18 protein-coding genes are annotated in these 26,939 nt (G+C 42.9%); 6 read left to right on the forward strand and 12 right to left on the reverse strand.

Going from position 1 to position 26,939, the window contains the following annotated elements:
- The first annotated feature begins 12 nt into the window (after window positions 1-12).
- Together dhaL and ptsP are read left to right on the forward strand one after the other, a co-directional pair.
- Window positions 13-648 (forward strand): dihydroxyacetone kinase subunit DhaL, encoded by a 636-nt coding sequence (gene dhaL / locus IQP38_RS09620; RefSeq protein ID WP_005379705.1) that lies wholly within the window; start codon window positions 13-15, stop codon window positions 646-648.
- A gap of 1 nt (window position 649) precedes the next feature.
- Entirely contained in the window at window positions 650-3,049 is a 2,400-nt protein-coding gene (gene ptsP, locus IQP38_RS09625; protein WP_193837535.1) for a phosphoenolpyruvate--protein phosphotransferase, read from the forward strand.
- An 80-nt stretch (window positions 3,050-3,129) separates the two neighbouring features.
- On the opposite strand, the gene dhaR is transcribed toward ptsP, so the two are convergent.
- The 5 genes from dhaR to IQP38_RS09650 all read right to left on the reverse strand — a co-directional run bounded on the left by dhaR (window position 3,130) and on the right by IQP38_RS09650 (window position 11,384).
- Window positions 3,130-5,055: a dihydroxyacetone kinase operon transcriptional regulator DhaR gene (gene dhaR, locus IQP38_RS09630; protein WP_193837536.1), complete on the reverse strand. Its 1,926-nt coding sequence runs from the start codon at window positions 5,053-5,055 to the stop codon at window positions 3,130-3,132.
- Window positions 5,056-5,200: 145 nt separating this feature from the next.
- Window positions 5,201-5,731: an MltR family transcriptional regulator gene (locus tag IQP38_RS09635; RefSeq protein WP_005379708.1), complete on the reverse strand. Its 531-nt coding sequence runs from the start codon at window positions 5,729-5,731 to the stop codon at window positions 5,201-5,203.
- Between the two features lie 86 nt (window positions 5,732-5,817).
- The gene (locus IQP38_RS09640; RefSeq protein ID WP_053306863.1) at window positions 5,818-6,966 is read right to left on the reverse strand and encodes a mannitol-1-phosphate 5-dehydrogenase; all 1,149 of its coding nucleotides are present in this window, start codon (window positions 6,964-6,966) and stop codon (window positions 5,818-5,820) included.
- 111 nt (window positions 6,967-7,077) lie between these two features.
- Window positions 7,078-9,030 carry a PTS mannitol transporter subunit IICBA gene (locus IQP38_RS09645; protein ID WP_005379710.1) on the reverse strand — a complete coding sequence of 651 codons (1,953 nt, stop codon included), beginning with the start codon at window positions 9,028-9,030 and terminating at the stop codon, window positions 7,078-7,080.
- Between the two features lie 590 nt (window positions 9,031-9,620).
- Window positions 9,621-11,384, reverse strand: coding sequence for a lysophospholipid acyltransferase family protein (locus IQP38_RS09650; protein ID WP_193837537.1), 1,764 nt, complete (start codon window positions 11,382-11,384; stop codon window positions 9,621-9,623).
- A gap of 233 nt (window positions 11,385-11,617) precedes the next feature.
- Between IQP38_RS09650 and IQP38_RS09655 the strand changes: the two genes are divergently transcribed.
- Together IQP38_RS09655 and IQP38_RS09660 are read left to right on the forward strand one after the other, a co-directional pair.
- Window positions 11,618-12,337 (forward strand): SIMPL domain-containing protein, encoded by a 720-nt coding sequence (locus tag IQP38_RS09655; RefSeq protein WP_158157207.1) that lies wholly within the window; start codon window positions 11,618-11,620, stop codon window positions 12,335-12,337.
- Window positions 12,338-12,560: 223 nt separating this feature from the next.
- Complete coding sequence (locus tag IQP38_RS09660) at window positions 12,561-12,836, forward strand: hypothetical protein (RefSeq protein ID WP_005383040.1); 276 nt, start codon at window positions 12,561-12,563, stop codon at window positions 12,834-12,836.
- 95 nt (window positions 12,837-12,931) lie between these two features.
- Here IQP38_RS09660 and IQP38_RS09665 read toward each other — a convergent pair whose 3' ends face one another.
- The 4 genes from IQP38_RS09665 to IQP38_RS09680 all read right to left on the reverse strand — a co-directional run bounded on the left by IQP38_RS09665 (window position 12,932) and on the right by IQP38_RS09680 (window position 18,214).
- Window positions 12,932-13,735, reverse strand: coding sequence for a MetQ/NlpA family ABC transporter substrate-binding protein (locus tag IQP38_RS09665; RefSeq protein WP_017633488.1), 804 nt, complete (start codon window positions 13,733-13,735; stop codon window positions 12,932-12,934).
- Between the two features lie 1,243 nt (window positions 13,736-14,978).
- A complete protein-coding gene (locus IQP38_RS09670; RefSeq protein ID WP_054579711.1) occupies window positions 14,979-16,502 on the reverse strand; it encodes an anti-phage dCTP deaminase in 1,524 nt (507 codons plus the stop codon).
- 151 nt (window positions 16,503-16,653) lie between these two features.
- Entirely contained in the window at window positions 16,654-17,841 is a 1,188-nt protein-coding gene (locus tag IQP38_RS09675) for a site-specific integrase (protein WP_191116427.1), read from the reverse strand.
- A 10-nt stretch (window positions 17,842-17,851) separates the two neighbouring features.
- Window positions 17,852-18,214: a hypothetical protein gene (locus IQP38_RS09680; RefSeq protein WP_191116428.1), complete on the reverse strand. Its 363-nt coding sequence runs from the start codon at window positions 18,212-18,214 to the stop codon at window positions 17,852-17,854.
- An 89-nt stretch (window positions 18,215-18,303) separates the two neighbouring features.
- Here IQP38_RS09680 and IQP38_RS26355 point away from each other — a divergent pair, with 89 nt between their 5' ends.
- Both IQP38_RS26355 and IQP38_RS09690 read left to right on the forward strand, forming a co-directional pair.
- The gene (locus tag IQP38_RS26355; RefSeq protein ID WP_054579714.1) at window positions 18,304-19,281 is read left to right on the forward strand and encodes a restriction endonuclease; all 978 of its coding nucleotides are present in this window, start codon (window positions 18,304-18,306) and stop codon (window positions 19,279-19,281) included.
- A gap of 1,088 nt (window positions 19,282-20,369) precedes the next feature.
- Window positions 20,370-21,665 (forward strand): tyrosine-type recombinase/integrase, encoded by a 1,296-nt coding sequence (locus IQP38_RS09690; protein ID WP_193837538.1) that lies wholly within the window; start codon window positions 20,370-20,372, stop codon window positions 21,663-21,665.
- Window positions 21,666-21,916: 251 nt separating this feature from the next.
- On the opposite strand, the gene IQP38_RS09695 is transcribed toward IQP38_RS09690, so the two are convergent.
- Genes IQP38_RS09695 through IQP38_RS09705 form a run of 3 tightly spaced genes read right to left on the reverse strand, consistent with a single transcriptional unit; the run spans window position 21,917 to window position 25,810 of the window.
- A complete protein-coding gene (locus IQP38_RS09695; protein WP_193837539.1) occupies window positions 21,917-22,831 on the reverse strand; it encodes a hypothetical protein in 915 nt (304 codons plus the stop codon).
- Window positions 22,828-24,636 (reverse strand): hypothetical protein, encoded by a 1,809-nt coding sequence (locus tag IQP38_RS09700; RefSeq protein WP_193837540.1) that lies wholly within the window; start codon window positions 24,634-24,636, stop codon window positions 22,828-22,830. Before IQP38_RS09700 ends, IQP38_RS09695 begins: the two co-directional genes overlap by 4 nt.
- Window positions 24,626-25,810, reverse strand: coding sequence for a metallophosphoesterase family protein (locus IQP38_RS09705; RefSeq protein ID WP_193837541.1), 1,185 nt, complete (start codon window positions 25,808-25,810; stop codon window positions 24,626-24,628). Before IQP38_RS09705 ends, IQP38_RS09700 begins: the two co-directional genes overlap by 11 nt.
- Between the last annotated feature and the right edge of the window lie 1,129 nt (window positions 25,811-26,939).

The following is a 26,939-nucleotide window of genomic DNA, read 5'->3' on the forward strand; positions in this document are numbered from 1 at the left end:
GGGGGAGCAAACATGCAAATTGAAAAACAACATATCGTTCACTGGCTAGAGTTATGTGCAAAAACGTATCAAGAGAATCAAGATTTTCTGACCGACCTTGATCGTGATATTGGTGACGCAGACCATGGTCTCAATATGAACCGTGGCTTTAAAAAAGTTGCTGAAAAACTGCCGCAATTTGCGGACCAAAATATCGGCAGCATTCTCAAGAATACGGGCATGACCTTGCTTTCTAGTGTCGGTGGGGCAAGTGGCCCGCTGTATGGCACGCTGTTTATTCGCACGGCTGCCGCTGTCGGAACCCGAGAGCAACTAACGTTTGAAGAGTTGGTCGATGCACTAAAAAGCGGTGTGGATGGCGTGGTGTCTCGTGGTAAAGCGGAACTGGGTGATAAAACCATGTGTGATGTTTGGTTACCCGTTTTAGTTAGCGTGAAGGCGTCGTTAGAAAATGGCATGAGCGCCGATCACTTACTTAATGAAATGGTTGAGCTAGCAGAAACGAACGCGGTTGCCACGATTGAAATGTTGGCGAAAAAAGGGCGAGCAAGCTATTTAGGTGAACGCAGTATTGGTCACCAAGATCCCGGTGCAACCTCTTCTTTGTTAATGATTAAAGCACTACAGCAGGCAATAGCAGGTAATTAAGATGGTGGGAATTGTAGTTGTATCTCATAGTCGTCGACTTGCCGAAGGGGTGGCAGAACTTGCCACCCAAATGACGCAAGGCAAAGCCAAGCTTGCGATTGCTGCTGGGATTGATGATCCAGAGAACCCGATCGGAACCGATGCCATTGCCGTGATGGAAGCGATTGAGCAGGTACAAGATCAACAAGGGGTTGTTGTGTTGATGGATCTTGGCAGCGCGTTGCTTAGCACGGAAATGGCTCTGGACCTGATTGATGATCATGTGAGGGAAAATGTCACCCTTATCTCGGCACCTATTGTTGAAGGAACCATGGCGGCGTCGGTGGCTGCCGCCGCCGGACTGCCTTTATCGACGGTAGTCGAAGAGGCACAGAATGCGTTAAGCGTAAAACAAGAGCACCTTGGTGATCAGCCACTAACATCCGCTGAGATAGCGCCAGTATCAGAGAACTTTGAGCAAGAATGGACATTTGATTGGGTAGTGCAAAATCCGCATGGATTACATGCTCGTCCCGCTGCGGCCATTGTTGGTGCACTCGCGCCTTTTGACTGCCAATTATGGTTGAAAAAAGGCGAGCGCCGTGTGAACGCGAAAAGCTTAAACAGCATTGCGAAACTTGGCGTTCGTAGCCAAGAGACGATCACGCTGTGCGCACTCGGCTCTCAATCCAGTGAAGCAATCAAGGCATTTGAAGCCTTAGCTTATGAGCACTTCGGAGAAAAAGAGGCGGTTGAGCAAGGCATTATCGAACCTGAAGAAAGTTCAGATACTCTGCTCGATGGCATGGCCTCAAATCAGATTGAAGGTGCTGTTGTTGGTATTCGAGTCAATGACGGTATCGCTACTGCTCCTGCTGTCCTTTTTACTCATGAAATGCCAGCAGTGCCTGAACGTGATTTCCAAAGTGAACAAGATGAAATTGAACGGGTTAAGCGTGCGATAGGCGTGGTTGTTCAACATTTGCAGGAGCAAGCGAAGCAGCCGAAAGGGGAAATATTTGCTGCTCATAGCATGATGCTCAGTGACCCAGAATTATGGGCATCGGTCGAGTCGCGAATTCAAACGGGCATGATAGCCGAGCAAGCTTGGGTAGAATCACTGCAAACGTTGGCCGAAGAGTTTCGCCAGGCAGAAAGTCAGTACATGCGGGAACGCGAAGCAGATGTACATGATATCGCACGCCAAGTTATGGTCGAAATGACAGGCGTAACGCCTAATGCCATCGACATTCAGGAACCGAGTATTTTGTTGGCCCGCGACCTGATGCCTTCTGATGTGGCCGGGCTTGATAAATCGAAAGTGCTTGGTATCTGTTTGAGTGAGGGAGGGAAAACCTCTCACAGTGCGATTCTTGCTCGTGCGATGGGGATTCCTGCCATCGTTAAAGCTCAGGGCTGCCTTGATGCTGTGCGTGCTGGTCAAGTGGTGACTATTGATGGCTTCCGAGGGCATTTATGGTTCTCTCCTTCAGATGCCGTACAGCAGGAATTAGAAGCTCAGCAAATTGAGTGGCAAAGCATCCGACAACGTGCATTAGCGAGTGCTCAGCAAGCCGCAGTCACCTGTGATGGTGTCCATATTCCAGTACTCGCCAATATTGGTGGACCGAAAGATATTGATGATGCACTAACATCAGGAGCTGAGGGCGTTGGTCTATTTCGGACTGAGTTTCTATTTCAAAACAGTGATGAGTTGCCAACTGAGGAAGCGCAATACCAAGTGTATCGTGATATTGCCGCCGCACTTGGTGATAAGCCACTTACGATTCGTAGTCTAGATGTTGGCGGTGACAAGCCTTTAGCCGCTTATCCTATGCCAGCAGAAGATAATCCATTTTTAGGTTTGAGAGGGGTGCGGTTGTGTCTTCAACATGAGTCATTGTTTACCGCTCAACTTCGAGCCATTCTGAGAGCCTTTCACGAGCAACCGAATATTCAATTGATGATACCGATGGTGGCTCAGGTTGAAGAAGTGAGAAAAGTAAAAGTGCTGTTGGCGCATCAAGCAAACCAACTCGGCTTGGATGCGACTCATTTGCGCGTTGGTATTATGATTGAGGTGCCAGCCGCGGTGTTGAATGCTGATGCGTTAGCTCGAGAAGTCGACTTTTTCTCTATCGGCACCAATGATTTGACTCAATATGTTATGGCCGCCGATCGAGGTAACGCTGCTGTTGCTGAATTGGTGAACTACTTTGAACCATCGGTACTAAAAGCCATTGAGCTCACGTGTGCAGCAGGCGATCGCGCGGGCATACCGGTTAGTATGTGTGGTGAGATGGCTGGCGATCCAAATGCCACAGAAACATTGCTCCGCGTGGGGTTGCGAAAATTCAGCGCCAGTTCGAGCATGCTACCGGGACTAAAAGCGCAGATTCGTCAGTTGTCTGTCGATGTTTAATCGATACCTTATCGTTAGTACACCTGTACCGGCGTGCTTACGCCGGTTTTACTTTTGTTATAGGAACGCCAATTCACGACTTAATACAGCTTCATTTGCTCCTGCAGCCCAAACTTATTAATTTTTCTCCATAAGGTCGTGCGGCCAATTTGCAATGCTTTCGCCATATCACGCATTTTGCCATCACACTGATTCCAAGCCTGAACAATCGCTCTTCTCTCGGCTTCTTCTAACGTGATTACTGGCGTATTTTCTGCGGTATGGCGAGAATTCAGTTTAATGTCTTCAGGAATATCGTTCAGCTTGATTAAGTTGGAACTGCGGTTAAGCAAAATTCGCTCAGTTCGATTTCTTAATTCGGAGTTATTGCCTGACCAACGAAAATTCATCAACGCTTCCAGTGCGACTGGCTCTATCGAGATCGTCACATTGTGGCGGCGTTCGTAATGGCTGATAAGCTGCTGGACGAGAAATTCAATGTCTTCTTTACGCTTTCGTAGTGGTGGAATATGCAGCTCGTTCGAGGAGATTTCATAATAAAGTTGCCGACCAAATGAGCGCTGAGTGACATACTCGCTGATCTCTGAAGCGGTGCTGGTAATAAGTTGAAAATCTACGGGGATCAATCGCAAACTGTCGCTGCGGCTGACGAGCCCAGTTTTTAACAACTTAAGTAGCACGGCTTGTAAATCGGGCGACAGATATTCCACCTTTTCTAAAAAGAGCGTACCGCCATGGGCGAGCTCAAACTTTGAAGGCATGCCTTGCCCTTCGTCGTACCCCAGGGTTTCTTTGACCAGTTGCTCTGTATTGATGGAGCGGCAGTTGAGCGTAATGAATGGTCCTTCTTTGTAGGCGCTTTCGTTATGAATCGCCATGGCGAGAGTGGCTTTTCCTACGCCTTCTTCACCTGTAATTAGAATCGGTGATTTTGACTTTATGGCCCGTTTTGCCACGGTAATGACATGCTTCATTTTTCGTGAAATGACGGGCAAAGTGCTGAACGTATAGCGCGCACTGCCACCTATTTGTTGTTGAGCAAGTTCGCGAATTTTATCGATAGGGTGCAAGAACAATAAGTGTGTGCCGTCGTTGAGTGGACGCAAGGTGATGATCGCCTCAACAAACTCGCCACGAACCTCTACCGTTGTGAGTTTACGGTTTATGCTCGCACCTGACTCAATACTAGTAAGGACATTCGGTGGGAAGCGCAAAACAGAAAAGACTTCTTTATCCAAGACCTGACTGGCTTCAATGTTTAACAAACGCTCGGACTGGTGATTTACCATGGTGATGCGATTTTCTTCATCCCACGCTAGAAGGCCGTCATCCATGCACTCTAACGTTGCGTTATGCGCACAAGTGAGGCGGTTCATGTTTTCTTGTTCCGACTGAATGTGGATTTGCAAGCTGACTTCTTTCGCGCTCGACGCGATGATGACTAAGTCTTCTTTCTTATAGCTTTCCGCTTTTCTGAAAAGGCATGTTGTACCGCGTAATTTTCCAAATTGGTCAAAAACAGGCGCAGCTACAGAGGCATAAGAGTGCAAGTGGCGATTGAAATGTTCGGCAGCAAAAACTTCACACGGGATATGAGTATTGATACAGAGATTGACTGCATTTGTGCCTATCTTTCCTTCGGAGAGAAAACAGCCTTGTTTTATGCCGAGCGTTTGCATCTCTTGTCGCATAGAGTCGTGCCCGACGGTGGAGAGAATACAGCCGTTGCCATCGGTTACCATCAATAGCAGGTCTTCGTCCCCTAGCATGTCGTAAGTGTCTTCAAGTACGGTCGTGGCGCATTCGATGAGGTGCTCGTTGCGTTTCATCAGAGATGAGAAGGTAAATCCAGAGGCAATATGTGGCTTTGACCAGGTGTAAGGGCTGCATTGCTTTATGCAACGCTCCCACGACTCGAGGACGGGAGTGCGGGAAAATTCTGGAGATACCCAGTGGTGTTTCTGGAAAAACTCCCACTTAGTTTTAGTGTCTTCGATTGAAAGCATGCGATCCCGTTTCAATACTAGCGATAGATTGGTCTGATGTTACAGAGACATCGGAATATGGACTGTGATGGCTTTCACGCACGTTGTATAGAAGAATGTGCAAAAAGAGGGGCGAGTTGAGGAGGCTTCCTTGCCAGTTTTTCGATTAAAAAGGGCTGTCTTTGCCGAGCTCATTGCAAATCTCGACAATGGCAAGTGAGAGCCCTGACTTAATGATTTGTTGTTGACGTTGCAGCTGTAGCTGATAAAACTCAAGGTCGATGTCGTCATCTGGTTCGCTGACTTCCAGTTGCACCATGCCCATTTTCTTCACCAAGTGCAGTTTCTTAATTGGTTCTAGAATATTCGGGTCAGTGAATTCGTAATCTGAAGCGTCACTATTGAGTTGGTTTTTGAGTTTGATGATGTCTTCGATGTCGTGGTAAATGTCATCGGGGAGCACTCCCAAGCCAAACAATAACTTCAAACGAACAGATAGATCGCCCAGCGGTCCAGAGTCTTGTAGCAGCGGACCGACAACCGATTGAACAGCGAAGTTATCTTTACGAAAGATTCTTTGCACCAACCCGTCGATCGAATCGTTAAAAACGTCGACTGCTGCAATGAAAAAGCCTCGTACCGATGGTGCGCTGTTTAATCGCTCAATGATCTCGGTTTCGTTGATGTTATCTGCCATATACTGAATACATTTCTAATTATTAGCTATCCCAACTCTTCAAGCAGAGAAGGACATAGAAGGGGAGCCAAGCTCCCCTAGGTAAATCAAAGTTGGTTGTAAAGTGTCTCGATTTGAGCCACTTCATCACTGTCTTCTGCAAGACCTGTGTATGTCGCTAGCGTCTTCTTCACACCCACTTCTTTTAATGAGGTTTGCAGTTCTACTGCTTGTGGGTCGGTGTCGTTAGTGTACTTCAACGCAGCGGCAATGCCTTTCAAAAGTGTTTTATTTTCAGTGCCATACTCAATTGTACCGAGTAAAGGCTTCACTAATCTATCGTTTGCACCCAATTTTCTAATTGGTTGACGACCTACGCGATCCACCTCATCCACTAAGTATGGGTTGGCAAAGCGTCCTAAAATCTTCTCGATGTAGGCGTTGTGCATGTCACGGTCGAAGCCGTAGCGTTTGATCAGCACTTCACCACTCTCTTGCATCGCCTGTTTTACTTCAGCGTGAATGCTTGGGTCTTCAATTGCTTCACGAATGGTGCGATGGCCTTTCAAGCAACCTAGGTAAGCGGTAATGCAGTGGCCTGTATTGAGAGTGAATAGCTTGCGTTCTACGAATGCCATTAGGTTGTTGGTTCTTTCCATGCCAGCTATGTCAGGGATTTCGCCCTTGAATTGCTGCTCATCCACAATCCATTCGCTAAAACTCTCTACAGTGACTTCTAGTGGGTCATCGTTCGCCGCTTCTGCTGGTGGTACGATGCGGTCCACTGCGGAGTCGACGAAGCCAACTAGCTCGTCTGCTTTCGCGTGTAATGATTCATCCAAATGTTTGTACACTTCACCTTTTAGGTGAGTCGTGCCACGAACCATGTTTTCGCACGCGATGATGTTCAATGGTTTATCGTTACCTGCTGCAAAGCGTTTAGCAATGCCGGTAGCGATGGTTTTTGCAATGATGTCCAGTACGTTAGGGCCAACCGCTGTTGTTACCAAGTCGGTTTTTACAATGCGGTCGATGACATCTTCACTGGCTGAGTTTACCGCGGTGACGTGAGTTACTGTGTCGATTTGGCACTCAGTACCGACCACTTTTACTTTGTATTCTTGCTTGTGACTCAGTTGGTCGACGAGTGGAGCGTCAACGTCTGCAAATGTGACCTCGACTTCTGCATCTGCTAAGAGTTTTCCGATGAAGCCACGACCAATGTTACCTGCGCCAAAATGAACTGCGTTTTTCATAATTCTTACCTACCAATGTCTAAAATGTTGACTTACGAAACTAGGGGGAGGCCAACCGCATAGGGGGTGACAGCTGACCTCATTTGCCTCAGGAGCAAATTAAAGGGGTAATTAAGCCGCTTGTTGACCGCCAAGGATGTTCAGAATCTCTTCCACATCGTTGGTGCTGGTTAGCTTCTCAATTGCCTCCGGCTCATCGAGCGCGTTCGTAATGGTGGTAATCACCTGGATGTGCTCATCGTTCTTAGCGGCAATGCCGATAACCAGTTTCGCTACATCATCGTCGTCTTCAGTAAATTGGATACCCGATGGGTATTGGCAGATTACAATGCCGGTTTTCTTCACGCGGTCTTTCGCTTCTACCGTGCCGTGAGGCACTGCGATAGATTCGCCTAGGTAAGTTGGAACCAATGCTTCACGCTCAAACATCGCGTCTACGTATTCTGGTTCTGCGTAGCCAAGTTCGACCAACTTGTTGCCCGCGAAGCGAATCGCTTCTTCTTTGTTGGCAGCTTTCAAACCTAGGTGAATGTTCTCACGCTGGATTTGGAACACCGACGTTTGCTGTGGCTCGAAGTTGTCGTCGTTTGCTGCCACGAGCGACACTTTTACCATTTGGTCGTCATTGGCTGCGGATTGGTTTTGTGCGGCTAGTAGTTTGGTGACTAGCTGGTTGTACATTTCGCTGTCTAGGAAGTTAGTCAATGAAATGTGGTGTGCGTTTGGAGCATGCTTACGTGCACGATCCGTTAAGTCTTTATGAGTAATCACGATATCTGCACTCTCTGGTAAGCTGTTAATGGCAAGGTTGGTTACGTGGATGTTCAGACCTGCGTCTTGAACCTTTTTGCGTAGCATGCTCGCGCCCATTGCACTCGAGCCCATGCCCGCATCACAAGCGACAATGATGCTTTGTACTGTCGCTAGGTCTACGTCACCTTTGCTTTGGCTGTTTACCACCGCATCGTTTTTAGATGCAGATTTCATGTCTTTCATTTGTGATGTTGCTTTCTCTAGTGCTGCTTCATCACCGTCTTCTTCTGTTGACGTTTGAGTCTTCATTAGCAGTGCTGCTACGGCGAATGACACGCCTGTTGCTGCTGCGATAGACGCTAGAACACCAACGATTGAGCCTTTCTGAGTCATCAACAAGATTGCAAAGATTGAACCTGGTGATGCTGGAGAAACGATACCTGCGTTAAAGATAGTTAGAACGAATACGCCAGTCATACCACCTGCGATAGCCGCAAGGATTAGGCGAGGGTTCATTAGGATGTATGGGAAGTAAATCTCGTGGATACCGCCGAAGAAGTGGATGATTGATGCACCACCTGCAGTTTGACGAGCCGTACCTTTACCAAACACCATGTAAGCTAGCAGGATACCTAGACCAGGACCAGGGTTTGCTTCGATTAGGAAGAAGATCGATTGACCTGTCTCAGACGCTTGTTGGATACCCAGTGGAGAGAAGATACCGTGGTTGATCGCGTTATTTAGGAACAGGATCTTCGCAGGTTCAACGAAGATTGAAGTCAGTGGTAGTAGGTGAGCAGAAACTAGGAAGTTAACGCCAGCCGCCAAGCCACCAGACAGAATTTTTACGAATGGACCGATAAAGATGAAGGCAAGGATCGCACATAGCATGCCGATGATGCCCGCAGAGAAGTTGTTAACCAACATCTCGAAGCCACTTTTTACTTTACCATCGATGTAGTTATCGAATTTCTTGATAGCCCAGCCGCCCATTGGGCCGACCATCATTGCCCCCATAAACATTGGGATGTCTGTGCCGACAATCACACCCATTGTTGTGATTGCACCGACTACCGCACCACGATCGCCGCCAACTAATTTACCACCGGTGTAACCGATAAGTAGTGGCAGCAAGTAGGTAATCATTGGGCCAACCATAGAGGCTAACGTTTCGTTTGGTAGCCATCCAGTTGGGATAAATAGAGCAGTGATAAAGCCCCACGCGATAAACGCGCCGATGTTTGGCATTACCATGTTTGACAGAAAACGACCAAAATTTTGTATCTTGATCTTGGCATCTGGTGATATCATAACAATTCCCCGTTCGATGTTCTGATGAATCTTGTTGTAGTAAACGGTTCGCCAAAACCGTTTGTTTGATTGCTTAGTACCCAATCAATTTACCACACATTTTCCAATTGGAACTGACAACGGGTTTTTCGTGATCTACGCCCGCATTTCTTGGGCTGAGAAACGGTTTTTAAGTGACCAAGTTCAACTTATTAACTTGTAACTTAATAACAAAAAGCCACTTTCAAATCTGTCAATAAAAATCTTAGTGATCAATTCGATCTTCTGACAAATTTAAAATAAAAATACTTTGTGACCTTGATCACTTTTGATTTCTTTTGAAATTCAAATTAAATACCAGTAACGATCAATATCACATTTTGTGCTGGTTTGGTCTGGATGTAAAATGTGATCTAAGTCGATTTTGGTGTTTTGTGAAAGTTTGCGACGGGATTGGCGTGTTCAATGTCATTGCGACTCTTCGATAGAATGTATTTATAAGAGTCTTTTCGGCGTACTTCACGAAGTGCTCTTATCTAATTGATAGAAAAGTAAAAGAGAGTCGCTACACTGCTTTTATTGACTCACAACTCCCTTCTTACTCACTGCGCTTACTTATGGTTGCTATTAGCATGGTAGGTGAGGTATTCATGAGTTTGTTCGCGTCCCATATACCTTGCCAACGTCTTTTCTTGAACATCGCGCAAATCCACCGTAATCAACCCATCTAGCGCGTTATTGAATGCAGGATCGACATTAAAGCACACCAGTTTGCCATTGAGGCTTAAGTACTGACGCAGTAACACGGGCACACCTTTCCCTTCATCGATTCTGGCAATTACGCGTGATAGTAACTGTAAATCTCCCAGAGCAGTAAGCATGCTGGTGTTCCAGTCACGGTGGTGCTCGGGAAGTGGGTTAGAAGGCGTGACGTACTCTGCGCAATTGTTGTCGTAGTGGTGCAGTGTCATTGATTGAGCCAGTAATTGACGTGCAGTATCGCTATAATCGTTGCTAATGCTTACCGGACCAAATAGGTGAGTGTAATCTGGGTTTTGATGAACGAACGTTGCGATGCCTTTCCACAGCAGCAGTAGCGCGCTCATGCTCTTTTGATATTGCTGTGCAATCACTGAGCGCCCCATTTCAATGGATTTACCCATTTGGTCGATAAAGCGTTGGTCATAGTTAAACAACGTTCGTGAATACAGACCTGCTACGCCGCGCTTTTCAATCAGTTGATCAACCAGACCTAAACGATACGCGCCCACCAAGCATTGGTTCTCTCTGTCCCACACAAACAGATGCAGGTAATCATGATCGAAATGGTCAATGTCTATTGCTAGTCCAGTCCCTTCGCCAACTTGTCGGAAATTGAGCTCACGTAGGCGACCAATTTCATGCAGTAGGGAAGGGATACTCTGCGACTCCGTGCAGTAAACATCGAACTCACCACTTGTTAGCAGCTTGGACTCTTTTGGTAAGTTGTTCAGCTCTTCAAGCAATTCGCCTACGGGTAACCCTGCCGCTATTGGAGAGAGCAGTTCTGATGAAGAAGAAGGCTTAACTGATTGGGTTTCACGATTGAGCAAGTAAGTGTTGAGCCGCAAATAGTTCACCACTTGATCATCGTTAAGTGTGTTGAGCTCTTTGAATTTAATCGCTTGGCCAAAAGACAAGTTGATGGTTTGTGCATGTTTGTTCAGTAGTTCCCGCCCGAGCATTAGGGTACGCAAAAGTGGATGGATTTTCCCTGCCATATAGAAGCGTTTCGAGTTCTGACCACTGATGAATACTGGAACTGTCGTTGCTTTGTTTTTGCGGATCAGGCTACTTACGCTTCGACTCCACGCTTTGTCTTCCAAGCGTTGCTGTTTGGCATCGACTAACTGGGAAACCTCACCGGCAGGAAAGACAAGCAATAAGCCGCCACTTGCGAGGTGTTTATTAGCCGCTCTGAGGGCCTTCATATTTGATTTGACGGCGTCTTTGCCTTCAAACACATCGACACCAATGAAGAGCTGATCTAACTCTGGTACGGTTTTCAGGTATTGATTGGCTAGAATTTGGATATCGTCTCGTACCATCAACAAGAGTTCGGCCAAGATGACGCCTTCCACACAACCAAGCGGGTGGTTCGCCACAATGACGGTAGCACCTTGTTTAGGCACTGAGTCGAGTGAACCATGAGCAATGCGATAATCGATACCTAAGATATCTAGCGTGAAGCGGAGAAAAGTTTTGGTATCGGCATTAACGGGGCGTTGGGCGTAGAACTTATCAAGTTGGTTTAAACCGGTTGCCCATTCAGCAACGTTTTCACCAATGCCAAACGGCGTTTTACGAGGGAGACGAAAAGGGGTTGAACTATCCATATTTACCTCAGCGTACAAGTTGCTGATTGGATAGTAGAAATTACAGATGACAGTTAAGAGGCAAAAGCATGAGCCTTTGGTGACAAACCAATGAAGCTTTATTGACTAAAGAAAACGGTATATCACTGTGCTATGAATCAAAACTCGCGTTATGTCTCCCTCTTAAAACAATAGATAGGCTATCTTATCTAGAACAAAGATTAAGCTAAGTTGATATTTATCAGGGGGAAATAATGGAACGAGTTTCCAATAAAGCAGCACTTTGGATTGGGCTAAGTTTGATACTTGGTCTTGGCATCCTTGGCTATTTTATGCAGCAGACGGCGGTGAAATACCGAGCCTATGAAAGAGTCGTGACAGTAAAAGGTTTGTCGGAGCGTGAGTATCCTGCTGATACGGTGATTTGGCCGATTCAATTTACTCTAGCGAGTAATGATATGGGGGCCATGTTTGATGAAATTGACCAGCAAACCCGTTTGATTTTGGACTTTCTAAGTGCCAAAGGGCTTCCTGAAACCAGCGTTTCCCTTTCTTCCCCAGCGGTCATTGACAGAAAAGCACAGCAATATGGGAGCGAGCAAGACATTGAGTATCGTTATTTGGCCTCGCGAACCGTTACGGTTTATAGCCAGAGTGTTGATGTTGTTCGAGCGGCAATCAATGAAATAGGTGAGCTAGGAAAGCAAGGCGTTTTGCTTAACCAAGATCCTTATGCAAATCGTGTTGAGTACAGCTTTACTAAGCTGAATGATGTGAAGCCAAACATGATCGAAGAAGCGACTAAGAATGCGCGTGAAGTGGCTGAGAAATTTGCGAAAGACTCACAGAGTTCACTGGGTAAGATCAAACGTGCAACTCAAGGGCAGTTCTCGATTTATGACCGAGACAGCAACACGCCTTACATTAAGAAAGTACGAGTGGTATCGACGGTTCAATATTACTTATCTGATTAAAGTTGCGCTCATATAGTCAATAGTTGGTCGTTCCATCACCTTCTATTTGTAGAGGTATCTATGCTCTGTGATAGGGAAATCAGTCTTCGATGACGCTATATACAAGTACTTTTTTATAAAACTAAGTTCTTAACTGTGATGAGGGGAGTTTGATGATAGTCAAGCTGGCTTCTTTCTTATGAGCGTAAGTTAGTATGACTTATTGCTAGAAGGAATTAGTATCATGGCATACAAGCACTTTATTAGAGAACTACTGGGTTTAGCGATTGTTGTCTCTGTCGTCTTTGGCGTATTAGGCGTGATGTTAGAGCTCTTCGCACTGACGGCACTTTGGGAGCATCAGCAAACGATAGCCGATGTTTTCTTCCATGAATCTCTCTACTTCATCGTATTTTTAATCCCACCATACTTCCTCTGGAAGTTGATTAACCGTCCTGAATTGGTTTCTGCTGACCAAGCTTATTTGGCAATGAAGTTAGAGGCTGAAAGTCGACAATGAGTCGATTTAGTGAGTAATGAAAAGAAGAGGCTATGAGAAAACATTAGCCTCTTTTCTATCTGATTCGTGGGGCAAAGTATTCGCTGCTTTATTGATTAAAAAGCTGCTTCGATTGTGCCTTTGAAAGTGCGATCGAGATAATCACGAATCGCTTGAGATTGATAAATAGAAACGAATTTTTTATACGCTTCATTATTTTTGTCTGCGTCACGAGTGGCGATGACCATGACTGCTAATGGGGCGTCTTTTGCTTCAAGATAGATACTTTGTTTCTTCGGATCTAAACCAGAAGACATTACGTAGTTCATTGTAATCGCAGCCGCGTCCACATCATCTAATGTTCTTGGTAGCTGAGCGGCATCTACCTCGACAAATTCAAATGATTTTGCGTTTTTTGTGATATCAGTTAGGGCGGCTTTATGGCCAACACCCTGTTTCAGCTCAATTAAACCTGCATCGGCGAGTAGCAACAGACCACGACCACCGTTGGTAGGGTCATTTGGAAGCGCTATACGTGCATTGTTTGGAAGCTCTTGCAGTGAGCGATACTTATTGGAATAAAGCCCCATACGCATAAGAATGGACTGACCAATTGATACTAATTGGGCGTTATGGCTACTGTTGAAGTTGTCTAAAAATGGCTGGTGCTGATAGCTATTAATATCGATGCTACCATCGCTAAGAGCGGCATTAGGTGTCACGTAGTCAGAAAACTCAATGACTTCGACATTCAAACCTTGCTTCGCTGCCTCCTTCGCTACCGCCTCGACTACTTGTGCATGTGGTCCAACTGTCGCGCCCACTTTAATGACAGAGTCATCTTTTTCTCCACAAGCGCTTAAGCCGACTACTGCCGTGAGAATCAAAGCTAGTTTCTTTAAGTGACCAATACTTTTCATTGTAGCTCCATTTTTGCTTTAGACGTCCATACGTTTATATGTCCATACTATCAGAAGTTGTCTGAGGGTCAATGGTTTAAATCACGAGCAGACATTTTGTTTCTATTGCTCGTATAGAAAGCCAGATAATAGTTAAAGAAGAGGGGAAGAAGAAAAGCTATTACGAGGTTAGTGACGAGTTACCGCAACCGAAACTGTACCCAAAGATATAAGATACAAAAAATGCTTATGGAGAAATCCGTAAGCCTTTTTTCGTTCCAGTCCTTTCCATATCTGGTCCGCAATTACTCCCGGTAAGCTCCGGTCCATCAGGTCAGCCGAAACACTTCACGTAGTCACTACAGAGTCACACTTCCTGTCTCAGAGTGATATCCACCATCAGAACCTTCTCTCGTCTGTACAGTACGAATCAGAGCAGATACATACCACTCAACACCAGAATCGAACCCCAGAAAAACTTCGCGCTGGAACCAACAAAAATATAACCAACATCCTGTCCATTAGCTGAAGTTATTAATTTAGATATGGGATGGAAAGCTAGTTCAGCGACGGAAGGGACACCCATGATCCAAAAGCTCTCAGAACTAGCAAATCAGGAAAAACAGCATTCAATGATGACCGATTACCCTCAGTGGTAATCGGTCTGTTATCTAGTAAGTGATTTCGGCCAGCAATCAGTGGCACTCAACCACAGCACCAGAAACAGCAGCTAATCATTGGACTGGTATTCATACTCGAATCGGAAAAACCAACGGCACACTGGATTACAGCGCGGATCTGGTATGAGTTAGGGTGTCAAGTTGGGTTGATGGAATCAGATGGAACTCCCGTCGACGACGACGGCAAACTGGACTGAAAACCTAAATAGGAAATTTACATTAGGGTTCGTGTCCAGCTCGGTATCTAGCCAAAATCACAGCTAAAGACCGGATAGAGACCGGACCGACGACGCCGTCGCCAAAGTTGCTGGAACTACATCATGCAGGAAGTCAGGCGGGATAAGTCTTAGAGTAAGATTACAGGGCCAGTCTGGTGTGACCGACCCAGCGATCTAGGATTTTAGTTAGTAGTAGATGACTCTCTAACAGTTCTTTGGCTAGAGAGTTGAGAAGATTGAGAGGTTACTTTTGATCTGAAAATTTGTTGTTGCCATTGAGGCCAAGCTGCCATTTTCTGCTCAGCCTTCTCCAAGTGTTCGACTAGAGCTCTGTTATCAACTTTTTTCATCATAAGTTCCTGTTAGTTAACATTTTTTATCATTAAAGATTTTGAAATGCTCACTTGTTAATGCTGAGGAAAATTCCTCGCTTGTAATATATTGGATTGGGTTAGGTTTTAGCCTAAGTTTAGCTGATTCTCTACTCCAGTCTACAGTCTCGCCTGAAGATTTTTTGCGCTTTATCTCTCGACCATTACCTAAAGTCATAGAAAAGAAGTTCAAGAAACTTCTTGGTCCAACTCCAACAAATGGCTCAAAGGACACTTTATCTTCACAATAACCTTCTGAAATTGCATCAGAGTGAAACTCAAACGCCTTACTTTTTGCATATGGCTCAACATATACAACTCTCAATACTCCCGCAGCAATTATGTGTTTCGCACAGTTATGACATGGGAAAGTTGTACAATACAGCGTTGTCTCTAAAGTACTATTATTGGTTCTACCACAAGATAAAATAGCCTCCATTTCAGCATGCACGACTCTTCCATACTCTGTGATATCTTTTAGTTTTGTATTTTTTAGTTTTTTGTTTAATTCAGCAGAGCTCTCAAGTTCCAGTTTATCAATGATATCGTCAATGACCTCTTGAATTGCTTTTTTGTTAGCATCATAACCACGCATGTAATCCCTACCGTCATGACTATCTGCTATCCGTGTATTTGAGCTATCTAAGGAAGGCCAGTACAAACCACCTTTAGATCTAGGGACATCATTCGCCCCTGTTGATATGATATTGTTATTTTTGGTTAATACTGCGCCAACTTGTCTTGATAAGTCAGCAGATCGACTAGATGCAGAGAAAGCCATATACATGGCATATTCATCAAACGTGGGAGTAAGAAATGGGTATCCGAATATCAGCTTAAATACGCGCTCCACATCAACCCTATTTTTATTAAGATTTTGATCTTCATCGATAAAAAAATCAGCTAAGTGGAAAGTATCTCTTGTATGCTGCCCATGACCGTTATTTGGTCCTTCATCCTCATCTCTGGAGATAAGTTTCTTTACGACATCGCTATCTTCAGTACTTCTACGTTTATTATCAAGTGATTGAAATCGACTTTCGTAGCTAGCATGAATCCCTATGACAAATAAACTGTTGCCATAAGTCTCTCTCAAAGCAGCAACTTCATCAGGATGTTTCAGTGATCGAATTATCCATGCTTTCTTTTTTAATGGTTGAGGCTCAAGCCCATCTAAAATTTCAGCTCGTCGTTGAGATATTTCGGTAATAGCAGCATATGCTAAAGCTGCATTATCTTCAGTCACATTACGATATTGATTTCCAAGATTCATAAAGTAATTGATAGTTTCAAGCTTTGATAAACCTTCAGGCACAGGTTGAAGTGCCTGCAAAAAACCCGATGAAACTCGAATGACTTCGGGTTTAAAGTCGTACAACTCTAGTTCATCTGACATTAAGTTAATGAATCGACTCAGGTCTGTTCCAACGGCTGAAACTAAAGCTATAACTATTTCTGAAAAGCTTTCTTCCTCTGCCTCTAATCCATCATTAGCATGTATTTTGTTTTTATCACTCATAAACGACATTCAATCAAATAAGCAAATGCATCAATGTACATAATGATAAAAAATACAAGCAGTGCAAATATTAACCTTTAAAATGTTATGTATATCTTATTTAGCTTGAAGTTTGGACTTAAGTAGCCCCCTAATAGGCTACTTAAGATAATTACTTATTCACACCTCCAACCAACTCAGCCACATTAGCACTTACCTCCCTCAGTCTACTCGAAGCTAAATGAGCATACCTAGTGCTGGTCTGTGGACTCTGATGCCCCAATAAATGCTGAACATCATAGAGCGTGGCATTACCTGAATTGATCAGTATCGATGCGAAGCTGTGCCTCAAGTCATGAATTCGGAAGTTGTCTGTAATCCCGGCAGCTTTCTTGATTCGAGCAAATGCCTTCTTCGGATGAGCGATAGGTCTACCGGGTGCATCTCCGGCAAAGATATAGGGGTTCTTCGGTTGTTGAAATCGTCGTTGATCATGGATGACCTCCTTAGCTAGGTGGTTGAGTAGGACCGTTCTAGACAATCCCGACTTAGTGTGTGGTAGAAATAGGCTCCAATTGCCGTCGTCGTCGACAGTAAGGCACTCCCATTTTGAGCCAGTTATTTCACCTATGCGCATCCCTGTTAGTAGCGCAAATTTCAATGCGTTGGCTTGAGTTCGATTCGGTTCTTCGTTACATGCCTTGATGAAGCTGGAAACCTCTGCACGTGAGAGAAATCTTTGCCTTACGTTGTTTTCCTTGAGCTTCCGTATGTACTGACCGGGATTAGAATCGACATAGCCCCATTCCATTGCCAGTCTGAACATACGAAGGATCAAAGAGCGTAGACGGTTGACCGTTGCAGGTTTCCTACCTTCTAGTAACCCGTCCAACAATTTCTGAATATCTTGCTGACCAATATCAGTAAGAGGTTTCTTACCCCATTTCGGATAGAAATGGAGCTTGAGACTACCTGCATCACTTTTGGCGGTGAGCTTATTCATCATGGCGTAGGGTAAGTAGTGCAGCTCCGCAAATTCTTGAAAAGTGAGCACGTTACGCTTCTCATCACGAATCGCCTTGGGATCATTGCCTAGAGCAATTTCCCGTTTATGGTCATTGGCAATCTGACGAGCAGTGTTGATGTCTAGCGCTGGATGTTCGCCTAGTTGTATAGATTTTTTGACCCGATTGTAGGTGTACCTAAAGAGGAAACGCTTCCTCCCCTGACGGTTGACGATTAATTTTAAACCGCTACACAACTCGTCCGTGTATTCCGTTTCCTTACTTTTGCTCGTCGTCGGCGTCGGTGGTAGTGAGTCGAGTTGGCGCTTATTGAATTTGAATTTTCGGGATTGCATCGCTGCCTCCTTAGTCATTCTCGATGGAGAAATATTGGCGTAATTCGGTGAGCAGTGTCTTAGGTATCAGTAGGTAGATACCCTTACCAGAGTCCTCGACAATGCTCAGGGTGAGTGTTGCTCCGTAGTCCAGATCGTCTTCGAATTCGGTGTAGGTAAGTGCTCGTTTTAGCATTTCGATATCGTCGACGACGACGGTAGAGAGCTCGGATTTTGATGTGAGAAACCAGAGTTCACATTGCAGCACATCCCATGCCTGTTGGGTTTCTGCTGTATCGTGAAATGGTTCGGTGAGTATGGATTTGATTTGTTCTTGTAAGGTGGTGGTGATTGGTAGGGTTGTGATTTGTTGAAGATTAGTTAGCTTAATCATATTGAACTCCATGATTATCAGTATCATAGTGTTAATATGTGTTTGAACTATTTGATGGTTCGGCGAACATTGCTATGCAAGGAAGATTAATGGATAACATTATTCTAGTGAGAAGTCCTGAATGCTTAACAGAAGACGATTGGATTGGTTATGGTTGGCAGCGAGTTAATTTCTCTGCTTTTAAATCAGCTACAGAAGTAATTGATGAGCTACTTAGAGAGTACGGTTCAATTGGTCGAAAACGGAACCAAATAACTCGTTTCTTTAATATAAAGAAAGGCGACATAATAGTCGTGCCAGTCTCTAAGCATATCGTTATCGGTCATGCATCCGATGTAAAAAAGTATGAGAAAGGGATTAGTTACGGAGAAAACAGGGTAAAGGTTTCTTTTCTAAGAGACTCCACTGGAAAGATCATAAAAATCCCACGCAACCAATTATCTCAAGGTCTTTCCAGCCGCTTAAAAATTAGAATGGCAGTCGGTCCCCTCACGGAATTTGGGGATGAAATTCTGTCATTACTTCAGCAGATAGAAAAAGATGGTGGTGTTTCATTTAACTCTCGATTTCTTGAATCAGAAGAGCTGGCAACTCATACATTTAAAGAACAGCTATTAAATAATATCCAACAGGGCAGAACTAACTTAGAAAGCGGTGGGTATGGATTAGAAAAGTTGGTTTTAGAATTGCTCAAGATCGAAGGTTATCAAGGTAAGATTTTAGCTAAGAATCAATCGAGTGATATATCTGACGCCGATATTGAAGCATCTCGCTCTGATACTTTTACATCGACTAGGCTAACTATACAAGTTAAGCACCACGATGGTCATACAAGTATTCATGGCGTAGAGCAACTTAGTGGGCTAGACGATGATGAATCTCAAAAGTGGTTAATTACAACGGGTGTGCTTTCGGAGCAAGCAATAAGTGAAGCACAAGATCGTGGTATTTATGTGATGGACGGCAGGGGATTTATTGACTGGCTGTACGAACACATACCTAGTTTATCTCCTGTAACTAAAAGTAAGCTGTATATTTCAGATGTTCCATCGATAACTGCGCTCTAACTAAAATCCTAGATCGCTGGGTCGGTCACACCAGACTGGCCCTGTAATCTTACTCTAAGACTTATCCCGCCTGACTTCCTGCATGATGTAGTTCCAGCAACTTTGGCGACGGCGTCGTCGGTCCGGTCTCTATCCGGTCTTTAGCTGTGATTTTGGCTAGATACCGAGCTGGACACGAACCCTAATGTAAATTTCCTATTTAGGTTTTCAGTCCAGTTTGCCGTCGTCGGTAGCTACGACGGTAGTTCCATCTGATTGCACCAACCCAACTCTTAGCCCTAACTCATACCAGATCCGCGCTGTAATCCAGTGTGCCGTTGGTTTTTCCGATTCGAGTATGAATACCAGTCCAATGATTAGCTGCTGTTTCTGGTGCTGTGGTTGAGTGCCACTGATTGCTGGCCGAAATCACTTACTAGATAACAGACCGATTACCACTGAGGGTAATCGGTCATCATTGAATGCTGTTTTTCCTGATTTGCTAGTTCTGAGAGCTTTTGGATCATGGGTGTCCCTTCCGTCGCTGAACTAGCTTTCCATCCCATATCTAAATTAATAACCTCAGCTAATGGACAGGATGTTGGTTATATTTTTGTTGGTTCCAGCGCGAAGTTTTTCTGGGGTTCCGGTCTGATGTTGAGTGGTATGTATCTGCTCTGATTCGCGTTGTACAGACGAGAGAGGTTCTGATGGTGGATATCACTCTGACAGAGGAAGTGTGACTCTGTGGTGACTACGTGGCGTGTTTCGGCTGACCTAATGGACCAGAGCGTACAGGAAGTAATTGCGGACCGGATATGGAAAGGACTAGAACGAAAAAAGGCCCGTAGATTTCTTTACGAGCCTTCTGAATATGGTGGCCCCTCGCAGACTTGAACTGCGGACCAATCGATTATGAGTCGTGATAATATTTGTTTTATCAAATTCCATGTTATCTCAAATTGTGTTTAAATTATTGATAAATAGTGAGTTGTTTGACTTGCCTTATCTTGTGATATCTCACAAACTGTCATTAAGAGACCTCCTAACTACACCCACAACTACACCCAATTTAACTTTGGGTGTAGTTGCGCAACAAAGGAACTGTTATGGCAATTACGCAAAAAGAAATTGTGGGTTTAAAGCCTAAAAGTAATGCGTATTACGTTTGGGATGATGACCGAACTAAAGGCGCTGGACGTCTTGGAGTGAAGGTGTTTGCTAGTGGAAATAAAGGGTTTGTCTTTCGCTACTACCGCGAGGGTAAACGTCTCTTTATTCAGTTAGGGCGATTTCCGGCGCTCAGTCTTGTTGATGCGCGGAAAGAGGCGCATAAACTGGGCTTAATGTTAAAGCAGGGATTCGATCCTAAATTTGAATTAGCCAACGCAGAGAAAAAGCGTGAAGTAGCTCGAAGAGAGGAGGAGAGCAAGGGAAGCTTAGAGTTGCTGTTTCAAAGTTATGTAAACCAAATGAAAAAAGAGGGGAAGCGGACTTATCAAAACGTTTATCGGTCACTGGAGAAAGAGGTTTATCCATTTATCTCCAAAGAAACAAAGGCTTGTGATGTGACGACGTCTAATATCGTTACGATATTAGCTCACATGATACAACGTGGTGCCGCTACACAAAGCAATCGAGTCAGAAGCTACCTTCATGCCGCATTTAATTATGGCCTTTCACATGACAATGATCCTGCGAATTACTTGAGAGACGCTAAGTTTGGTCTCCTCCTTAACCCAGTATCTTCTATACCAAAACAAAAAGATGCAGAGCGAGTAGGGGAGCGCTATCTAACGTTCACGGAATTACATCAGTTTATGCATGATATTGAATTTGATATAGAAGGAGTTCGAGCCTCAGAAATGATGCGATGCCTTATTCTTCTTTGTATTCATACTGGTGGACAAAGACCTTATGAGATTGCAGCATCAAAATGGACGGCAATCAATTGGGATGAACGAACGTTACTTATCACTCCTGACCTTTCGAAAAACAAGCGTAGCCATTTGGTCCCTTTGACTGAATCAGCGATGTCTATCTTAGAAAGGCTCAGAGAAAGCAACTCAGCTAGTCCATTTATCTTCCCTCATCATAAAGATGACAATGACCACGTTCGCTTAGATTCATTGAGTCAAACCATTGCTCGTTATCGAGATGATCACCCACACTTTGAGCATTTCATCCCCAGGGATTTGCGCCGTACGTGTAAAACCTTGATGGGAGAGCTGGGTGTAAGTAAAGCATTGAGAGATAGGCTACAGAACCATGCACTGAATGATGTGAGCTCAAAACATTACGATAGATACGAGTATCTAAGTGAGAAAAGGCATGCCCTTGAGCTATGGGAGACGAAGCTATTGAGAGTGGAAGACACGGGATCAAATGTAGTTAGTCTTTGGTGAAGGTGGATTGACGTTCGCAGTGCGAACGCTGCATTACTTTTTATTTATTGTTGATGCATCGAAAGTAGTAAGTGACACATTGCGATCTCATTCTTATTTGATTTGCCCGTGATATTTTCTAACTCGAAATTGCCCCATTTGTTTGCTAGCGATTATTGCTTAGGTGGTGGTCTTAGGCTAGTGAAGACGGCATAGAGTCAGAGTTACTGTGTAAGTAAAAAAAATGCCCACAAAAATATGGGCGTCTTTATTTAAATCATAACCGAAAGTTTAACACTGGTTCCACTAGGTTTTCTGTTTACTGGCTTTTCTTCATAGTCGGAAGATACTCGCCAAACAGGCAATTTTTCATTAAATTCAATAGCAATAAGAACGCTAATGGCTGTTAGAATTTTAGGTCCTAACGGGGCTATAAGAGGTGTCGCAAACGAAGAGGTCGCACTTACTAGGTCTCTCATATCAATGTATGTGTTATAAGGTTGATCTAATCTGTAATGGACAATTCTCGAACTAGGGATCTCATTTAAGAATGCCTGATTATTTTTAACAACTAAATCGTCAAATTTTTTGTCAACACCAATTGGGACTAAAGCAAAATTGAACTCTGGCTCAAGATAAGTTGCTAATCCAAGAGCTTTGCCGTCTTCATAACCTAAACCTAAGATTAACGCTGTTGGTTTATTTAGATCCCCTATAGTGCCAGATAGTTCAGGTATAATATCTCCCACTTTTTTTATTGGAGATAGCCCATCAGGTGCAGAAACGAACTTCGATATTTCATAAGATATAGTTAAGATAGAGCTTTTAGGCAGGCTTTTCACCAAAATATATAATAGTGCAGCAAGTCTTGATCTGGAAAAAACTGTGATATCTATTAATACATTGATAGGTTTATTTTTTTCACCAATCTTTTCTTTAAGCCATTCATTCAAATATGATTTAACATCCTTATCATTTCCTTCAAAGACATTGCTATGCCCTGACACATACTTATCTTTATTAGCTTTATAATGAAGAATCTCAGTATGTGTCAGGTAACCCAAAGCTAAGACTTCACCAAGTAAGTCTTTTTCTTGGTTATATTTACTTGACGCTCGTTCTTCGTAACCTAATCCTAATATTGATAAGTCATACGGTCCATTAAAGCTATCACTTAGTATTTTCATTCAAGCTCCAAAGAGTATTGTTGATAGTTAGTAAAACCTAGTAAGTCAACGATTTTCAATCTAGTCGATTTAAGCTTAGTTTGTTCTATTAGATCTACGATATCTATCTCACTTTGCTTAGTCATTAACAGGTCATAATGATGTGAGAAGATATAAGATAATCTGCAGCGTTTACTAGAGTTTAAATCATTTAACGAACCTATCTCAGTATCGATTGGTACAAGTGCGCCAGCATTAAGTGCATATCCTATTATTTCATTGAGTTCATCACTTATTTTGTTTTTGATTGCTATTGAACCTTTAGGTTGGGTTTTAAACTGTGGTCCATGAATTTCGTCTCTAAAAAATAGTGCGATCTCTGATATTAAATCATATATATTGTTAAATTTATCGTCTCCGGAATCTACTGCAATTGTGCCTAGTAACGAACGGTAGTCATGAAAGTATTCTTGTAAGCTTATTAATTGCTGATTTAAACTTATTTTCCCATCTTTAGCATGATTAATAAATTTATTCATTAAACCGATAAGCATTCTAGGATTATACTCGACCGATTTACATATGTTTTCAAACCCACCATAGTAGTCGGCAGGTCTTCTTCGTGCATGTTTTTTACCATCTTTACTACGTTTAAAGTTCCGTAGATGCACAATAAATTTTATTTTTCTAAGTTGGCTATTCTGATTAGTATAGATATCAGACTTGAAACCTCTTTCAATAAGATAGTTATTGAAGGAAGGGTCCTTCGCTGACAAATCGTTAAAATCTTTGTCGATATTTATATCTTTAGGTTCTTCAAAGTAATGCTCAATATTGTTATAGAGCCCTTTTCTTTGAAATAGAGCGGTACATAGTGAATTAGCGAAGTTATTACCCCCATTGTCACTTAGACCTGTTAGGTCAATCAATTCTATATCTTGAGCTTTCATGGCACTATCGGTGTCATCAGTTATAGAGACACCTTTGTGATAAGGTGATAGAGCAAGTTTGAATATAATATCCCTATGCCCACCACGCATTTCGTTTACCAGTGGTTTGATTATCTGGTTTGGTGCAAGTTCCAACTCGTCAAATAAAAACGCCCATTTTCCACTTTTTTCTTCAAAGTATGTGTTAACGATAGCAACAACACTTTCTAGATTACTTATTAAATCAAAGTGACCTACTTCTTGGACATCAACATCATCGTTGGATATAAGGTTGTTTACGGTATTGGATATAAGTTGTTTTTTTAAGATGACTTCTGTTAAAAGACTTTTTAAAGAATTTATTCTTGGTTCAACATTTAGGATGTTTTTTAGGCTGTGAACTAGCTCTACTTCAGATTCTTTAGTAAATTCCACGTTCTTAAAATTGTTAGTTTTCTTTATTGTTCTGCTGCATCTGTAATTAACTACAGAGAGGAGGTTTTCAAAAACGTGATAAGAAAATAATTGTTCCAAAAGAATAATTGCGGTGTCATATCGTAATTTTTCTTTCTTTGATATTTCATCACCTTTTAATTTATTTTCAATTTTTTGATATTGTGTTTTCCAATAACGGTCTGTGGGTATAAATACACCTGAATAATTGATGGTCTTTCTATATTCACTTGCTTTTTCTGATTTCCATAGCTCAAGAGATTCAATGTCCAACATTCTCATGAGCGTTGTTTTACCACTGCCTCTAGGTCCGATCATAATACAGTGGTTTGGACAGGCTAATTTGTCATAAAATTCATTTGTGATAAAAGTTTCGCAGAGATCCTCGGTGGTTGATGTTTTTGCGTTGAAAGAATCGCTGACACTTGGGATTCTATTTAGCATCGGCTGGCCCTACCTGTAAAATGAACTGGTTTGCTTCATCAATGTCAGAAACTAGTGAATTTTTTTCTAACCTACTCTTAAATTTTTTGAACTCTGCAGGCAAAAAATATCGGAGTTCGTCGTTTATATCTTTTATGTCAGTTTCTTCTAAAAATGCTTCATTTTTTAAAAGAGCTTTTATTCTATTAATCAATGTTCGTGAATTGATATTTGAACCAAGTCCACTTTTAGCTGGCATATTGGTGGAAGCTGAAGGCTTCCAGCCGCTGCCAACAGAGAACTGATGCGTTTCAAATGTACCAATAACTCGTTCGTTTTCAGAAGTTTTTGTTATGTCAATATCGATTGAATAAAATTGATTATCTATGAGGTCTGCGTATTTTGCAGATGCACTGCCTGCCGAAAAGACTATTGGTGGATCTTCACCTTCACTTGAAGCTTTTGAAATACAGGAATAATGCTTGTGACCATGTAAAATTAGCCATGGACCTTGATCTACTTTCTGCAATGAGTTGAGTAGCTTTTGTCCGCCGCTCATTTGTTGACCGTCATAATCATCATGTGCATGTTCCATTCTTTGTGGATGATGGTGGCAGATAAGAATGTTTATTGCTTTGGGGCTTGATTGGTTGGCAAGTCTTTTCTCTATTTGGTCGACTGTTTCGAGAGCCACTCTGCCATGATGTGATTCATTACTAAAGCCATGATAAGCGCTTGTATTTAGTAAAACTAAGTTTGACTGGGGGTCACTATCGTCTAAAACCCAGTTCCATGCCCAAAAGTGTGTATTCTTTTCATGACAATTAAACGGGAAAGGTGGTTCACAAAACTGCAATTGATGTTTTGGAGAAAAACCATCTGGGTCACTAAGGTCTGGTCTTGACTGATGGTCATGATTACCTGGTACACATACTAATTTTGCATTGGGTAACGTGCGACTCAAATTGTTAAGAAACGTCCACCCAGCCAAGAAAGATGCTTTAGATCCTTTGTTAGCAATATCCCCGCAGCAGACTATTAAGTCATACTTGATGTTAAGTGTGCTGATGTAACTTATAAGTGCGTTACCCCATTCACCATTTCCATTCTGATCAAGGTGAAGCCTTGAGTTGCTTAGATTTTGGCTGTCATTTTCTAAAACGGCATGTAAATCTGATAGAAGTAAAATTTTCATATAATCTGTCAAATAATAAATTTTTAATCGTTCGCTACATTATTGGTGTCTACAGCCTACAAATTCGATTTTGATATTACTAAATCAACCCGACTCACAACCTTCACATCACCCTCATCAATAGTAATCATCGTTCCATTAAAACTGATAGCTAGTTTTTTTACCCAGAATACGTTGGATTTCGTTTAGGGAGAGGGGCGTCCATATCTACTAGGTAGGTTCCGGCTACGGCTTGCTGTGAACTCTTATACATGATAAAGGTAGAGTCACCGTCATAGATTGCGATAGCACTCTCAATAGCTGTTTCTTATAAAAGTGCTTTATCGAATGTGAGAGTTCGTAATTTCGTTAGTTCGCCATTGAGAATTTTAAATACGTCAATATCATAAGATATTTCTCTTCTAGACTTTCGAACTGCTCTTCAGTCATTTGCCTATTCGGAAGTGGCTCACCTTCTACAAGCGTTTCACATAGTCTTTCGGTCACATTTTTACCACCTTCATAATCAAAAGGCAGTAATTGCTACTGTTTTTCTAGCATATACGATCAGTAATTCTCGCATTCAGACGTTTAGACCGGCAGCTCTATGAGCCAATATTAAACATTCAATAGCTTACTAGGATAGCACCATGCTTTCATATCAAATAGTAATAAATATGCCTTTTATGACCTATGAACAGTATTTGCAGCTTTTGGGCATGCCGAAACGCACCATCATGGGGGGGCAGAAGGCAAACTTCCGCTTAAAATCAAAAATAGAGCTAAAGAAACACCCATGATCAATATGTGATAAAGCCTGATACTCATAGCCAAGCCAAAAATGGCTGGTCGTTGATGATTAAGTCGTAAGTAGTCGAATGAGAATTCGAAGGTATAGCCTTATCCGCTTTTAAAAACTGTTCTACTGAATTGTAGTTGGTGACTGGTTTCGGCCTACCGATTAGAGGTTTTGCTATATCTCTGGTAATCCGTCAAATGACAGTTTAGTTAAACCCGTAAAACAGTTTTGTCCACAAATTGGTTTCACTCTTTATTGCGAGGACTTTTGACGCCAATTTTTATCTTTTGTTCGCACTGCGAACATCTTCTTTTGGTTACAACTTCTTTATCAAGATCAATTAAAGCAATC

The organism is Vibrio sp. OPT41 (genome assembly GCF_015163595.1).
In the GTDB taxonomy this organism is placed as follows: Bacteria; Pseudomonadota; Gammaproteobacteria; order Enterobacterales; family Vibrionaceae; genus Vibrio; species Vibrio alginolyticus.

Bases quoted from the DNA above. Each gene is read 5' to 3' on its own strand.
- dhaL (WP_005379705.1), top strand. From the start codon at position 13: ATGCAAATTGAAAAACAACATATCGTTCACTGGCTAGAGTTATGTGCA.
- ptsP (WP_193837535.1), top strand. From the start codon at position 650: ATGGTGGGAATTGTAGTTGTATCTCATAGTCGTCGACTTGCCGAAGGG.
- dhaR (WP_193837536.1), bottom strand. From the start codon at position 5,055: ATGCTTTCAATCGAAGACACTAAAACTAAGTGGGAGTTTTTCCAGAAA.
- IQP38_RS09635 (WP_005379708.1), bottom strand. From the start codon at position 5,731: ATGGCAGATAACATCAACGAAACCGAGATCATTGAGCGATTAAACAGC.
- IQP38_RS09640 (WP_053306863.1), bottom strand. From the start codon at position 6,966: ATGAAAAACGCAGTTCATTTTGGCGCAGGTAACATTGGTCGTGGCTTC.
- IQP38_RS09645 (WP_005379710.1), bottom strand. From the start codon at position 9,030: ATGATATCACCAGATGCCAAGATCAAGATACAAAATTTTGGTCGTTTT.
- IQP38_RS09650 (WP_193837537.1), bottom strand. From the start codon at position 11,384: ATGGATAGTTCAACCCCTTTTCGTCTCCCTCGTAAAACGCCGTTTGGC.
- IQP38_RS09655 (WP_158157207.1), top strand. From the start codon at position 11,618: ATGGAACGAGTTTCCAATAAAGCAGCACTTTGGATTGGGCTAAGTTTG.
- IQP38_RS09660 (WP_005383040.1), top strand. From the start codon at position 12,561: ATGGCATACAAGCACTTTATTAGAGAACTACTGGGTTTAGCGATTGTT.
- IQP38_RS09665 (WP_017633488.1), bottom strand. From the start codon at position 13,735: ATGAAAAGTATTGGTCACTTAAAGAAACTAGCTTTGATTCTCACGGCA.
- IQP38_RS09670 (WP_054579711.1), bottom strand. From the start codon at position 16,502: ATGAGTGATAAAAACAAAATACATGCTAATGATGGATTAGAGGCAGAG.
- IQP38_RS09675 (WP_191116427.1), bottom strand. From the start codon at position 17,841: ATGCAATCCCGAAAATTCAAATTCAATAAGCGCCAACTCGACTCACTA.
- IQP38_RS09680 (WP_191116428.1), bottom strand. From the start codon at position 18,214: ATGATTAAGCTAACTAATCTTCAACAAATCACAACCCTACCAATCACC.
- IQP38_RS26355 (WP_054579714.1), top strand. From the start codon at position 18,304: ATGGATAACATTATTCTAGTGAGAAGTCCTGAATGCTTAACAGAAGAC.
- IQP38_RS09690 (WP_193837538.1), top strand. From the start codon at position 20,370: ATGGCAATTACGCAAAAAGAAATTGTGGGTTTAAAGCCTAAAAGTAAT.
- IQP38_RS09695 (WP_193837539.1), bottom strand. From the start codon at position 22,831: ATGAAAATACTAAGTGATAGCTTTAATGGACCGTATGACTTATCAATA.
- IQP38_RS09700 (WP_193837540.1), bottom strand. From the start codon at position 24,636: ATGCTAAATAGAATCCCAAGTGTCAGCGATTCTTTCAACGCAAAAACA.
- IQP38_RS09705 (WP_193837541.1), bottom strand. From the start codon at position 25,810: ATGAAAATTTTACTTCTATCAGATTTACATGCCGTTTTAGAAAATGAC.